The organism is Paraburkholderia tropica, assembly GCF_014171495.1.
In the GTDB taxonomy this organism is placed as follows: domain Bacteria; phylum Pseudomonadota; class Gammaproteobacteria; order Burkholderiales; family Burkholderiaceae; genus Paraburkholderia; species Paraburkholderia tropica.
Window position 1 is genome coordinate 3,185,174 of record NZ_CP049134.1, and the last position, 13,368, is coordinate 3,198,541.

The following is a 13,368-nucleotide window of genomic DNA, read 5'->3' on the forward strand; positions in this document are numbered from 1 at the left end:
CCCTAATCGTTTCTGTCGCCGTGCCGTTATACAAAGAACAACGGGGAGCCGGACGTTCGAACCGGCGCGAGGACCAAAAAATGGAAAAGTGGCTGGTGGTGGCAGGTGTCTGGAGCATGTGCGCGCTGTGCGCCGTGCTGTTCATCCGTGGCGCGACGGCGCCGGAAACGCGCAAGCTGCGCGTCGTGCGCGCCAGTCAGGGCGACGCGGCGGGCGGAACGCAGCGATAAGACTTCGCGGCGTATCGACATCGCGATCGGGCGGCGGGGGTTGCCCTCAAATATCGAGCGGATCGACTTCGAGATTCCAGCGCAGCACGCCGCGTAGCGCGCGCAGCGCGGGTTGCCACGCGTGCAGCGTGGCCTGCAGGGCCGCGCGCGACTGGCTCTCGATGAGCAACTGCGCGCGGTGCACGTTCATGACCTTCACGATCGTCAGCGGCACGGCGTCGTAGGCCATCACGCGCGAGGCGGCCGGAATGGCCGTGAGCGCCGCGGCCGCTTCGGCGAGAAACGCCAGCGCCGCTTCGAGCGTGCGCCCCTCGGCGCGCAGCAAGGCCTGATAGACGAACGGCGGAAGATGCGCGTCGCGACGCTCCTTGACCTGCGAATTCGCGAAACCCACGTAATCGTGGCGCGCGAGCGCGTGATAAATCGCGTGGCGCGGATAACGCGTCTGCACCAGCACCTCGCCGGGCAGCCCGGCGCGGCCGGCGCGGCCGCTCACCTGCATCAGTTGCGCGAACAGGCGCTCGCTCGCGCGAAAATCGTGCGAGAACAGCGCGTTGTCGGCGTTCAGCACGCCCACCAGCGAGACGCGCTGGAAGTCGTGGCCCTTCGCGACCATCTGCGTGCCCACGAGGATGTCGACTTCGCCCGCGTGCACATCGGAGAAAAGCGCCTGCGCGCTGCCTTTGCGACGCGTGCTGTCGGCGTCGATGCGCAGCACGCGCGCGCCCGGCACCGCGCTCGCGAGCGCTTCCTCGATCCGCTGCGTGCCGCGTCCCATCGGCGCGATATCGACGTTGCCGCACTCCGGACACGAATGCGGAATGCGCGATTCCCAGCCGCAGTGGTGGCAGCGCAGCGCGCGTTCGGGCTTGTGCAGCACGACGTAGGCGCTGCAGCGCGGACAGCCGGCAACCCAGCCGCAGGCGTCGCAGGCGAGCGTCGGCGCATAGCCGCGCCGGTTCAGAAAAATCAGGCTCTGCTCGCCGCGCTCCAGGCGCGCCTTCATGGCCGCGATCAGCGGGCCGGACAAGCCCTCGAACGACGCGCGCCCGCGCCGCCGCTCCTCTTCCAGATCGATCAGCTTGACCGTCGGCAGCACGGCGTCGGCCATCGCGCGGCGTGACAGCGTGAGGCGCGTATAGCGGCCCTGATCGGCCTGCCACCAGCTTTCCAGCGACGGCGTGGCCGAACCCAGCACGACCGGAATCGCGAGCTGTTTGGCGCGCCACACGGCCAGATCGCGCGCCGAGTAGCGCAGCCCTTCCTGCTGCTTGTAAGCGGGATCGTGCTCCTCGTCGACGACGATCATCGCCAGATGCGGCAGCGACGCCATCACGGCCAGCCGCGTGCCCAGCACGATGCGCGCGCGGCCCGTGTGCGCGGCGAGCCAGTGGCGCGCGCGTTCGCCCTCGGCGAGACCGCTGTGCATCGTGACAATGGCGCCGTCGGGCAGCACGCCCGCGAAGCGCGTGCGGAACGCCGCCTCGAACTGCGGCGTGAGATTGATTTCGGGGACGAGCACCAGCGCCTGCGTCTCGGGCTCGCGTTCGAGCCGCGCGGCCAGCGCGCGCAGATAGACCTCGGTCTTGCCGCTGCCCGTCACGCCATGCAGCAGGAACGGCGCGAAGCCGCTCGATTCGACAATCGCCTCGACGGCCGTTTGCTGCTCGTCGCTCAGGCGGTGCAGCGCGACCGGTTCTTTCGCTCCGTTCGCGCCGTTAGCCCCGTTCGTTGCGCGGGCATCGACGTTTCCATTCGTGCCGACGGACAAATCGGCACTGTCGGCGTCGTCGGTATTTTTTACGGTCGGGATTTGCCCGGATGCGCGCGGCGCGGCGCCGAACTCGACGCACTCGTACTCGACCCAACCCGCATCGCGCCACGATTCGAGCGTCGCGGCAGCCTTCGGATGCAGCGCGCGCGCATCGGCGAGATCGAGCTCACCGGCGGCCACGAGCGCCTCGGCCAGACGGCGCAGCGCCGCCGCGCGGGCGGGCAGGGCTTCGGGCAGCGCTTCGCGGCCCGCGGGCAGCAAGCGGTAACGCTCCTCGGGCGCCAGCAAACGCGGCCAGCGCGGCGGGTCGCGCAACGCTTGCGGCAAGGCCGGCAACGCGACTTCGCCCAATCCGCGCTGGTAGTAATCGGCGGCGAACTCCACCAGCGCGAGCCATTTTTCCGACAGCGGCGGGCACGACGCGCAGACCTCGATGACGTCGCGCAGCTTGTTCGCTGGCACCTCGCTGTGAGCACTCACTTCCACGATGAGGCCCACGGACTCGCGTCGTCCGAATGGCACGCGCACCAGCATGCCCGGACGCGGCTCGGGCCAGCCGTCCGGGTAGCGGTAGTCGTAGAGCGCGTCCAGCGGGTGATCGAGCGCGACACGCGCGAAACGCGTGCTCATGCAGCGCCCCCGCTCGCGGCGGCAGCGCTACGTGTGCTGGCGCACCGACGCCCGAACTTAAAGTAAAACTTCACTTTGCGCGCTAAGTTTTGGATTCCGCAGAACAATCGCGCTCCCCGCCGTCTCGCCTGTGGATAACTTTGTTGAGAACTCGATGTCGACGCGCCGCGCCAGCCATTTTGGCGCGCCTATGTGGGAAACCGCACAAAACGCCATGGAGCGGCGAAAGCCTTATCTGTCAAGGGTCTGATTGATTCTTTCGAGACCGTTCTCGCTCGCTGCGGCAATTTTTCCCTCTTGCGCGCCGCAACGAGACAAGTGTGCATAAGTCAACGCTTGACAGACCCCGAAGGGCGTCTGGCTGGCCTCTTTAGCCCGGTCTTACCCTGATGCCCGGAGCCCAGGCCCCGCCCTGCGCGTTGCGTTGCAACAAAAACGTCACGCGGACGCGGCGTGCAGCGCGCGGCTATGACGATGCACTTCGTCGACGAGTTCGGCGACGCTTTCAGGCGGCGTGAACTGCGAAATGCCGTGGCCGAGATTGAAGACGTGACCCGGATGCGCGCCGAAACTGTCGAGCACCGCGCGCGCCTGTTCGCGGATCGCCGCCGGCGACGCGAACAGCACGGTCGGGTCCAGATTGCCTTGCAGCGCCACGCGATCGCCCACGCGCTCGCGCGCGCGGCCGAGGTTCACGGTCCAGTCGAGACCGACCGCGTCGACGCCCGTATTGGCGATCTCGTCGAGCCACAGCCCGCCGCCCTTTGTGAAGGTGATCACCGGCACGCGTTCGCCGTCGTGCTCGCGCTTGAGCTGGTCGACCACGCGCTGGATATAGGCCAGCGAGAAACGCTGATAGATGCCGTCGGCGAGCGCGCCGCCCCAGGTGTCGAAGATCATCACGGCCTGCGCGCCCGCTTCGATCTGCGCGTTCAGATACGCGGCCACGGCCTGCGCGTTGATCTCGAGAATGCGCTCCATGAGGTCCGGGCGCGCGTACAGCATCGACTTCACGGTGCGGAAATCGTCCGAGCCGCCGCCTTCGACCATATAGCACGCGAGCGTCCACGGGCTACCCGAGAAGCCGATCAGCGGCACGCGCTGACGACCCTCGCCGTCGGTGAGCGCGCGGCGGATCTCGCGCACGGCGTCGGTCACGTAGCCGAGCGTCGCGCCGATGTCGGGCACGGCGAGCTTCGCCACGTCTTCCTCGGTGCGCACCGGATGCGCGAATTTCGGACCCTCGCCCGCCTGGAACGACAGGCCGAGACCCATCGCGTCCGGAATCGTGAGGATGTCCGAAAAGAGGATCGCGGCGTCGAGCGGATAGCGCTCGAGCGGCTGCAGCGTGACTTCGGTCGCGTAATCGGGATTCTTCGCCAGGCCGAGGAAACTGCCCGCGCGGCTGCGCGTCGCGTTGTATTCCGGCAGATAACGGCCCGCCTGGCGCATCAGCCAGATCGGCGTGTACTCGGTCGGCTGACGCAGCAATGCGCGCAGGAAGGTGTCGTTCAGAAGGGTGTGGGCCACGTGCGGAGGCGCTTGCGCGCGAGATTCGGAAGCAGACCGCTATTTTACCGGACCGACGCGTACGGCATGGCGCCGATGGTCGGCATAAGTGCGACGCGAGGACTCAGGGGCGGCATCAGGGGCGGCATCGGCACCATGTTCAGCGCGACGCGGCATGCGCGCATCGGGCCGCCGCTCGCGGTTTGCCGCGCGCGATGCGGCGCGCTACCAGGTCTGTCCATGCTTAACGCGTGATGGCGAGCGGGCTATGATCGACCGGCTTTCCGGATCATGACATCGCATCCATCAAAGGACGAGGAGACACGCAGCATGAAGAACAACAAGGCGCTCGCCGCCGCCGGCGCACTCGTCGCCGCCTTGCTCGCCGCGCTCGCGGGCACGCCCTGCGCATTCGCACAATCGAACGCGAATCCGAATGTGAATCCGAACACGGCCGCCGCGCCCTCGCGTCTCGACGAGGTGCTCGCGCGCGGCACGCTGCGCGCCTGCACGACCGGCGACTACAAGCCCTATTCGTTCTACAAACCGGACGGCACCTTCGAAGGCATCGACATCGACATGACCGAGTCGCTCGCGAAGTCGCTCGGCGTGAAAGCGGAGTTCGTGAAGACCACGTGGTCCAATCTGATGACCGACTTCCTCGCGAAGTGCGACGTGGCCGTGGGCGGTGTCTCGACCACGCTCGAACGTCAGAAGCGCGCGTTCTTCACCGAGGCCTATCAGGTCGACGGCAAGACGCCCATCGTGCGTTGCGACGATGTGAACAAGTATCAGACCGTCGCGCAGATCGATCAGCCATCCACGCGTGTGATCGTGAATCCGGGCGGCACGAACGAGCGCTTCGCGAAGCAGTTCTTCCCGCACGCGAACCTCACCGTCTATCCCGACAACGTGACGATCTTCAAGCAGATCCTCGCGGGCAAGGCCGACGTGATGGTCACCGATGCTTCCGAAACGCTCCTGCAACAGAAGCTCAATCCGGGCCTGTGCTCGGTGCATCCGGACAAGCCGTTTCAATACGGCGAGAAAGCCTGGATGGTCCCGCGCGGCGACGTGGTGTTTCAACAGTACGTCGATCAATGGCTGCATCTTGCGCGTGCAAGCGGCGAGTATCAGTCGATCTCGGACAAGTGGCTGAAGTGAAACGCAAGTGATGCGCAGGTCACACGCAGATCGCGTCGCGCGCGCACGATGGATCGATGCAGCTTGCGTGATTTGCTGCATCCGCATCATTCGATGCCGCGCGCGCCGCGCGAACATTCGTTAAACGATATGACGAGTTGCAACGACACGTTGCATTTCAACATGTTCCGTCCGTGAACCGCGCATACACGGCCCTGTGCGGATGCTGCATGCATTCACGTGGCCGCGCGCGGCATTCATGTGACGAAAACGGCGTATCGCCCGCATGGCGGGACTTTCTTCATGCGATAAGAATTTTGCTTCACGCTAACGTTTGCGCGCGCGCTGACAGCACAGGAAAATGCCGGTAAAAATGACGGTCGAAAACCGCTCCGGATGGCAAAAAATCCCTCGGAGCCTTATCTGGCGGGCGTTACAACCTGAAACACTTTGTTACCGCCAAGGTTCATTAATTCGCCCACAATGCCTTCAACGGTTTCAACACGGATGTGGCTTGGTGCCAGTGTGAGCGGACACGATACACCAGCCGGTCGGCTTTATGCCGAAGCCCTCCTTAGGGGCATCCTTGCTGGAGCCGTGACCGGCGTCTCGTACGTTTCATCAGCCGGCTCCTCCTTTGGTCTCCTCGCGCTAACCCCGTAGCGTGTGGTTTTTAGCGGGCTCCAGGCCCGCTTTTTTTTCGTCCGCGTTTTTCCTTCCTCGCGTTTTTCTTCCGGTTTTCCTCGCGCTTTTTCCTGATTTTTCGCTGATCGTTCGACTATTTGCGTCGCCGCACGCGCATCGTCCGGGTTCAATTACTTCGGTATCCGGATGATTCAATCGCCCGCGGCCATGCGCCTGGCGCGCGACGGCGCGACTCGCCCTGTCGCGCACGCCCGCACGTCTTGCAGGTTCAGGCCGTCTTCTGTTCGTCGATCTTCAACTCGTCGATCATCTGCGCGCGCATCACGAACTTCTGCACCTTGCCCGTCACCGTCATCGGCAGTTCGTCGACGAAACGGATGTACTTCGGGATCTTGTAGTGCGCTATCTGCCCCTGACAGAAGGTCTGGATCTCCTCGGCCGTCGCACCTTCGCCCGGACGCAGCACGATCCACGCGCACACCTCCTCGCCATATTTCGCGTCCGGCACGCCGAACACCTGCACGGTCTGCACCTTCGGATGGCGGAACAGAAACTCCTCGATCTCGCGCGGGTAAATGTTTTCGCCGCCGCGTATCAGCATGTCCTTCAGGCGGCCCACGATGTTGCAGTAGCCTTCGGCGTCGAGCGTCGCGAGGTCGCCCGTATGCATCCAGCCGTCGATGATCGACTCCGCCGTCTTCGCTTCGTCGCCCCAGTAGCCGCACATCACCGAATAGCCGCGCGTGCACAGCTCACCCGTCTCGCCCACTGGCACGACGTTGCCGAGCGGATCGACGATCTTCACTTCGAGATGCGGCTGGATGCGGCCCACCGTGGTCGTGCGCTTGTCGAGCGGATCGGTGGTCGCGCTCTGGAACGAGACCGGACTCGTTTCCGTCATGCCGTACGCGATGGTGATCTCGGCCAGATGCATCTTCGAGACCACGCGCTTCATCGTTTCGATCGGACACGGCGAGCCCGCCATGATGCCCGTGCGCAATCGCGAGAGATCGAAGCTCGCGAAATCAGGATGATCGAGCTCGGCGATGAACATCGTCGGCACGCCATGCAGCGCCGTGCAGCCTTCCTCGGACACGGCTTCGAGCGTCGCGCGCGGATCGAAGGCCTCGCCCGGAAACACCATGTTCGCGCCGACCGACACGCACGCCAGCACCGCGAGCACCATGCCGAAGCAGTGATACAGCGGCACCGGGATGCAGAGCGAATCGTCCTCGCTCAAACGCATGGCCATCGCGATGAAGCGCCCGTTGTTGACGACGTTGCGATGCGTGAGCGTCGCGCCCTTCGGATTGCCGGTCGTGCCACTCGTGAACTGGATATTGATCGGATCGTCGGGCGAGAGCGTCGCGCCGAGCGCGTCGAGCCAGGCCGAACCGTCGCGCGCGAGCCGAACGCGGCCCATCTCGATCAGCTCGCTGAAGTTGAGCATGCCGGGCGTCGCGGTATCGCACATGCGGATCACCGTGCGCAACGCAGGCAGGCGCGCCGCATGCAGATCGCCGGGCTGCGCGCTCGCGAGTTCGGGCGCGAGCGTTTGCAGCATCTCCAGATACTGCGAGGTCTTGAAGCGCTCCGCCGCCACGATCGCCTTGCAGCCGACCTTGTTCAGTGCGTATTCGAGCTCCGCGAGCCGGTAAGCCGGATTGATGTTGACCAGCACCGCGCCGATGCGCGCCGTCGCGAACTGCGTGAGCAGCCATTCGACGCGATTGGGCGACCAGATGCCCACGCGGTCGCCCTTCTCGATGCCCAGTTCCGCGAGACCGGCCGCCATCACGTCGACTTCGGCCGCGAACTCGCGCCAGTTCCAGCGTATGCCCTGCTCGCGGAACACGACGGCGGGCCGCTCCGGAAAGCGGCTGACGGTCTCGTGCAGGAATTCACCGATGGTGGCGTCGGAGAGCGGCGTGGCGGCTGTCCCGCGCACGTAGGAAAGACCGTCCTGCGGCGCGATGAGCGCTTCGCGCGCGGCCGCCGCGCCTGCTGCGTCGATTGCCATGGTGGCTGTCTCCTGCGGGAGCCGCGCTCCCGGCTGAAATGATTTTGAAATCTATTCTCCACCGCGATGCGCAGCGGCGGCATCAAGTTTTACCCGCAGCGCACGCGGGCAGGACCGCTCGCGCCGCTCGGGGCGGCACGCTCGAAGGCATGATTTCGCATTACCTTTCCGTAAACGTCAAGTAGTTTGAACCCAGGCTTGTTTCAGACGCGAAAGGCAGCCAGACGCCGTATCGGGCCGCACCTGCCCGCGGCGGCGGCTTTATTCGCGCGCAAGGTTTGGCGCTTTTCCCGCGCCGCATCGCGACATCGCGTCGCGCACTCTCAAGCGTCTGATGGACTTCGCTGCCGATTCGTAATGCAATCGCCGCTGCCTTACCGCCGTCTAACGAAGTTTTGACTTCCGCTGATTGATTCGCAGTTCTTATTAACTTGTCGCGTAGGAAATCCCACACCCGGAGTCTCAATGAACCCCACCGCTACCTGCCGTCTGAAACTCTCGAAAAAAATCTGGGCCGGCGTGCCCGGATCCGATGCCAACGGCTATTCCGATCCCGCCGATACAATCCAGTACGCGTTCGGCGTCGTGCCCGAAGGCACGCATTTCCGCGATTTCGCCCGTGCGGACGGCTCGGTCGACACGCATCGGCTGACCGGCGGCATCCTCATGGTGACGGGCGACAACACGACCGACGTTGCGCTCGCACCGGGGCGCTACTGGCTGTACGAGTTCGTGATCGGGCGCGATGCGGATGGCGTCACGCCGCGCTATTACCAGCGCACCGGCTGGGATTTCACCGCCGTGGTGGACGGCGAACGGCGTTCGCCCGTCGACGACAACGACGGCGCCGTGCTCTTCGAAGTCGGCGCACAAACGCGCGAGATGAGCATCGTCGCCATCAACAAGGCCGTGTGCGTCGAACTCGACAAGCGCTTGAGCAGCGGCACCGGGCGCACGAACGGCGTGCTGTTCTTCGGCACGAGTGCCTATCTCGGCCTCACGCAACTGGGCTCCGCGAATTTCGACGGTAACGCGGTGGTCCGCGTCGGCATCACCGGCATGGATGGCAAGGTGCGCCTCGACGGCTTCACGTCGGGCAACAACGTCTTCATCCACGAAGTCGTGCCCAAGGCGAGCTACGACGCGGGCGTGCGGCCACAGAAGATGGACGTGTACCGGCTCGACGGAACGCTCTGGTATAGCGCCGGATTCCCCGACGCGCACGAAGTCACGCAGGACGAACTCGACGCGCTGCTGCGCAATCCCAAGTTCACCGAAGCGGGACGCGCGCTGATCCACACGAATCTGCGCGTGGGCGACTGGCTGTTCACGAACCAGAACTACTTCTACGAGCGCCAGGGACTGATGCGTGTCGAGGTGACGAACAACACCGGCAAGAAGGGCAAGCTGCGTCTGTCGAAGAAGATCTGGGCGGGCGTGCCGGGCGCCGATGCCAACGGCTATTCGAATCCCGACGACACGATTCAGTACGCGTTCGGCGTCGTGCCGGCGGGCACGCATTACGGCGACTTCGCGCTGGCCGACGGTGCGGTCGATACGAGCAAACTGATCGGCGGCGTGTTGACGGTGGTCGGCGCGAACGTCGTCGAACTGATGCTGGAGCCCGGCCAATACTGGCTCTACGAGTTCGTGATTGGCCGCAATGCCGATGGCGTCTCGCTGCGCTATTTCCAGCGCACCGGCTGGGACTTCACCGCCTTGATCGACGGCGAGCGACGCGCCCCCGTGGACGACATCGACGGCGCGGTGGCCTTCGAGATCGGCGCGCAAACGGCGCAGGTCGAGATCGTCGGCATCAACAAATCGGTGAGCGTGCAGATCGACAAGCGCTTCACGCCGGGCGCGCAGGACAAGGAGAAGGCAGGCGTGCTGTTCCTCGCCACCAGTTCGTATCTCGGCGTCTTGCCGATCGTGAGAGACGCCATCGGCGCGAGCAATAGCACGGCGATCTTGCGCCTCGGCGTGACGGGTCCGAACGGCTCGGTGCGGCTCGACGGCTTCACGTCGGGCAATAACGTCTTCATCCACGAAATCGTGCCGCAGGATGCCTACGACGCGGGCATCATGCCCGTCAGCATGAGCGTCTACGGACTCGACGGCACGCGCGTCTTCACGTCCGAATTCAAGCTTCAGGGCGCGCTGCGCGAGGGCGAGAACTGGCGCGACGACGAGCATCAGCGCCGCCTCACCCCGGCGGATCTCGACGCCCTGCTCGCCGAACCCAAGCTCACGCGTGCGGGCCGCGCACTGATCCTCGAACACGTCCGCGCCGGCGACTACCTGTTCTCGAACGTGAATTACTTCTCGGAGCGTCAGGGCGTGCTGCGCGTCGAAGTGCTGAACGACAGCGGCCGCGGCTAAGCTGCCCGCTCGCGTCGGCCCATAAAAAAAGCTCCCCGGCGCGATCGCCGGGGAGCTTTTTCGATTCGGTCACACGCGCCGCGAAGGCGCGTGCGGGAATCAATGCTGGTGTTGCTTGCGCAGACGCTGGATCGCCGCGAGTTGCGCAACGGCGTAGGCCAGTTCGGCCTGCGCGGTGGCGTACTCGAGGTTCGAGCCGGCGTTCTGCAGCGCCTCTTCGGCGCGCTTGCGCGCTTCGGCGGCCTTCGCTTCGTCGAGATCCTTGCCGCGGATCGCGGTGTCGGCGAGCACCGTCACGGCGCCCGGCTGCACTTCGAGAATGCCGCCTGCGACGAACACGAACTCTTCATTGCCGTCCGCGCCCACGATACGCACCGCACCCGGACGAATCCGCGTGATGAGCGGCGTGTGGCCCGGCAGAATGCCCAACTCGCCCGCCTCGCCCGGAAGCGCGACGAACTTCGCCTGGCCGTCATAGATGCTCTCTTCGGCGCTGACGACGTCTACCTTGATGGTTGCTGCCATATGTGTCGAACTCCTGGGGTCAAGGGGTTGCGGCGGCGAGATCCGTCAATGCCGATAAAACCAGCGCGACACATCTCGCCTCGTTGCCTGCAACGCGACCCTTACTGGATCTTCTTGGCCTTTTCGAAGGCTTCGTCGATCGTGCCGACCATGTAGAACGCCTGCTCCGGCAGGTGATCGCACTCACCTTCCACGATCATCTTGAAGCCGCGGATGGTTTCCTTCAGCGGCACGTACTTGCCCGGCGAGCCCGTGAAGACTTCCGCGACGTGGAACGGCTGCGACAGGAAACGCTGGATCTTACGTGCGCGAGCGACCGACAGCTTGTCGTCCGGCGACAGTTCGTCCATGCCCAGAATTGCGATGATGTCACGCAGTTCCTTGTAGCGCTGGAGCGTCTGTTGCACGCGGCGCGTGATCGAGTAGTGCTCTTCACCGATCACGTTCGGGTCGATCTGGCGCGAGGTCGAGTCGAGCGGGTCGACTGCCGGGTAGATACCCAGCGAGGCGATGTCACGCGACAGCACGACGGTTGCGTCCAGGTGGCCGAAGGTCGTAGCCGGCGACGGGTCGGTCAAGTCGTCCGCAGGGACGTACACGGCCTGAACCGACGTAATCGAGCCCTTCTTGGTCGACGTGATGCGCTCTTGCAGCTTGCCCATTTCTTCAGCCAGCGTCGGCTGATAGCCCACTGCCGACGGCATACGGCCGAGCAGTGCCGACACTTCCGTGCCAGCCAGCGTGAAACGGTAGATGTTGTCGACGAAGAACAGCACGTCGAGACCTTCGTCACGGAAGTGCTCGGCCATCGTCAGACCGGTCAGCGCGACGCGCAGACGGTTGCCCGGCGGCTCGTTCATCTGGCCGTAGACCAGCGCGACCTTGTCGAGAACGTTCGAGTCCTTCATTTCGTGATAGAAGTCGTTCCCTTCGCGGGTACGCTCGCCAACACCGGCGAACACGGAGAAACCACCGTGTTCCTTAGCGATGTTGTTGATCAGTTCCATCATGTTGACGGTCTTGCCCACACCGGCGCCACCGAACAGACCGACCTTGCCGCCCTTTGCGAACGGGCAGATCAGGTCGATGACCTTGATGCCGGTCTCGAGCAGTTCCGCCGACGGCGACAGCTCGTCGAACGCCGGAGCCTTCTGGTGGATCGCGCGCGTCGTTTCGCTGACGATCGGGCCGGCTTCGTCGATCGGACGGCCGAGCACGTCCATGATACGGCCGAGCGTCGGCTTGCCGACCGGCACGCTGATGGGCTTGCCCGTGTTCTTCACCACGGTGCCGCGGCGCAGGCCGTCCGACGCACCCAGACAGATGGTGCGCACGACGCCGTCACCGAGCTGCTGCTGCACTTCGAGGGTCAGTTCCGACCCGTCGAGAATGAGCGCGTCGTAGATCTTCGGCATGCTCTCGCGCGGGAATTCCACGTCGATCACCGCGCCGATGCACTGTACGATCTTGCCTTCCGGCAAAGCAGTTGTACTCATCGATTTTCCTTTAGATACCTGAATTCTTCACTCGCCTGGCGGCACACACCGGGTACGCCGGCGCGGATTCGCGTTCGCTATTCGGGTCAGACGGCTGCTGCGCCGCCCACGATTTCCGACAGTTCCTTCGTAATCGCGGCCTGGCGGCTCTTGTTGTACGAGAGCTGCAGTTCGTTGATGACCGTCTTCGCGTTGTCCGACGCCGCCTTCATCGCGACCATACGTGCCGATTGCTCCGACGCCATGTTTTCCGCGACGGCCTGATAGACCAGCGCTTCGACATAGCGGACCAGCAACTCGTCCACGACGGTTTGCGCGTCCGGCTCGTAGATGTAGTCCCACTGCGACTTCGGCGTCGCGCCATCGTCCTGACCGCCTTCGAGGCGCTCGTTCGACAGCGGCAGCAGCTGCTCGATGACCGGCTCCTGCTTCATCGTATTGACGAAGCGCGTGTATGCGAGATACACGGCCGAGAGCTTGCCTTCCGAGTACTGGTCGAGCTGCACCTTGATGGCGCCGATCAGCTTTTCCAGATGCGGCGTGTCGCCGAGTTGCACGACATTCGACACGACTTTCGCGCGCAGACGGTTCAGGAAACCGAGGCCCTTGCTGCCGATCGCCGTAGCTTCGACCGACGTGCCGGACGCTTCCAGATCCTTGAACTTCTGCAGCGTCGCGCGCAGCACGTTGGTGTTCATCCCGCCGCACAGACCCTTGTCGGTCGTGACGAGAATCACGCCGGCGACCTTCGCATCGTTGTTCTCCGTCATGAACGGATGACGATACTCGGGGTTCGCACGGCTCATGTGCGCAGCGATGTCGCGGACCTTATCGGCGTACGGGCGGGCGGCGCGCATGCGCTCCTGGGCACGGCGCATTTTCGACGCCGCAACCATTTCCATCGCCTTGGTGATCTTGCGCGTGTTTTGCACGCTCTTGATCTTGCCGCGAATTTCCTTCATTCCAGCCATTGCTTGCTCCTTTGTCGATCCGGGTCGGCGCTCGCGCCAACCC

9 protein-coding genes are annotated in these 13,368 nt (G+C 64.5%); 3 read left to right on the forward strand and 6 right to left on the reverse strand.

What is annotated here, in order from left to right; genetic code table 11:
• Window positions 1-80 precede the first annotated feature (80 nt).
• Window positions 81-230, forward strand: coding sequence for a hypothetical protein (locus tag G5S35_RS14390; RefSeq protein WP_167371403.1), 150 nt, complete (start codon window positions 81-83; stop codon window positions 228-230).
• A 46-nt stretch (window positions 231-276) separates the two neighbouring features.
• Here G5S35_RS14390 and G5S35_RS14395 read toward each other — a convergent pair whose 3' ends face one another.
• Together G5S35_RS14395 and hemE are read right to left on the reverse strand one after the other, a co-directional pair.
• Complete coding sequence (locus G5S35_RS14395) at window positions 277-2,634, reverse strand: primosomal protein N' (RefSeq protein WP_124262025.1); 2,358 nt, start codon at window positions 2,632-2,634, stop codon at window positions 277-279.
• Between the two features lie 438 nt (window positions 2,635-3,072).
• The gene (hemE, locus tag G5S35_RS14400) at window positions 3,073-4,164 is read right to left on the reverse strand and encodes a uroporphyrinogen decarboxylase (RefSeq protein ID WP_065061747.1); all 1,092 of its coding nucleotides are present in this window, start codon (window positions 4,162-4,164) and stop codon (window positions 3,073-3,075) included.
• A 309-nt stretch (window positions 4,165-4,473) separates the two neighbouring features.
• On the opposite strand from hemE, the gene G5S35_RS14405 reads away from it, so the two are divergent.
• Window positions 4,474-5,307: a transporter substrate-binding domain-containing protein gene (locus tag G5S35_RS14405; RefSeq protein ID WP_110327861.1), complete on the forward strand. Its 834-nt coding sequence runs from the start codon at window positions 4,474-4,476 to the stop codon at window positions 5,305-5,307.
• A gap of 892 nt (window positions 5,308-6,199) precedes the next feature.
• Here G5S35_RS14405 and G5S35_RS14410 read toward each other — a convergent pair.
• Window positions 6,200-7,951 carry an AMP-binding protein gene (locus tag G5S35_RS14410; protein ID WP_074982838.1) on the reverse strand — a complete coding sequence of 584 codons (1,752 nt, stop codon included), beginning with the start codon at window positions 7,949-7,951 and terminating at the stop codon, window positions 6,200-6,202.
• A gap of 465 nt (window positions 7,952-8,416) precedes the next feature.
• On the opposite strand from G5S35_RS14410, the gene G5S35_RS14415 reads away from it, so the two are divergent.
• Window positions 8,417-10,333 (forward strand): hypothetical protein, encoded by a 1,917-nt coding sequence (locus tag G5S35_RS14415; RefSeq protein ID WP_183038424.1) that lies wholly within the window; start codon window positions 8,417-8,419, stop codon window positions 10,331-10,333.
• Window positions 10,334-10,432: 99 nt separating this feature from the next.
• Here the strand turns inward: G5S35_RS14415 and G5S35_RS14420 are convergent, their stop codons facing one another.
• The 3 genes from G5S35_RS14420 to atpG form a co-directional block, all read right to left on the reverse strand.
• Entirely contained in the window at window positions 10,433-10,858 is a 426-nt protein-coding gene (locus tag G5S35_RS14420; protein ID WP_065061750.1) for a F0F1 ATP synthase subunit epsilon, read from the reverse strand.
• A 101-nt stretch (window positions 10,859-10,959) separates the two neighbouring features.
• Window positions 10,960-12,354 carry a F0F1 ATP synthase subunit beta gene (atpD, locus tag G5S35_RS14425; RefSeq protein ID WP_065061751.1) on the reverse strand — a complete coding sequence of 465 codons (1,395 nt, stop codon included), beginning with the start codon at window positions 12,352-12,354 and terminating at the stop codon, window positions 10,960-10,962.
• Window positions 12,355-12,440: 86 nt separating this feature from the next.
• Window positions 12,441-13,325 (reverse strand): F0F1 ATP synthase subunit gamma, encoded by an 885-nt coding sequence (atpG, locus tag G5S35_RS14430; RefSeq protein ID WP_065061752.1) that lies wholly within the window; start codon window positions 13,323-13,325, stop codon window positions 12,441-12,443.
• Window positions 13,326-13,368: the final 43 nt, after the last annotated feature.

Bases quoted from the DNA above. Each gene is read 5' to 3' on its own strand.
- atpD (WP_065061751.1), bottom strand. From the start codon at position 12,354: ATGAGTACAACTGCTTTGCCGGAAGGCAAGATCGTACAGTGCATCGGC.
- G5S35_RS14390 (WP_167371403.1), top strand. From the start codon at position 81: ATGGAAAAGTGGCTGGTGGTGGCAGGTGTCTGGAGCATGTGCGCGCTG.
- G5S35_RS14405 (WP_110327861.1), top strand. From the start codon at position 4,474: ATGAAGAACAACAAGGCGCTCGCCGCCGCCGGCGCACTCGTCGCCGCC.
- G5S35_RS14410 (WP_074982838.1), bottom strand. From the start codon at position 7,951: ATGGCAATCGACGCAGCAGGCGCGGCGGCCGCGCGCGAAGCGCTCATC.
- G5S35_RS14420 (WP_065061750.1), bottom strand. From the start codon at position 10,858: ATGGCAGCAACCATCAAGGTAGACGTCGTCAGCGCCGAAGAGAGCATC.
- G5S35_RS14395 (WP_124262025.1), bottom strand. From the start codon at position 2,634: ATGAGCACGCGTTTCGCGCGTGTCGCGCTCGATCACCCGCTGGACGCG.
- G5S35_RS14415 (WP_183038424.1), top strand. From the start codon at position 8,417: ATGAACCCCACCGCTACCTGCCGTCTGAAACTCTCGAAAAAAATCTGG.
- atpG (WP_065061752.1), bottom strand. From the start codon at position 13,325: ATGGCTGGAATGAAGGAAATTCGCGGCAAGATCAAGAGCGTGCAAAAC.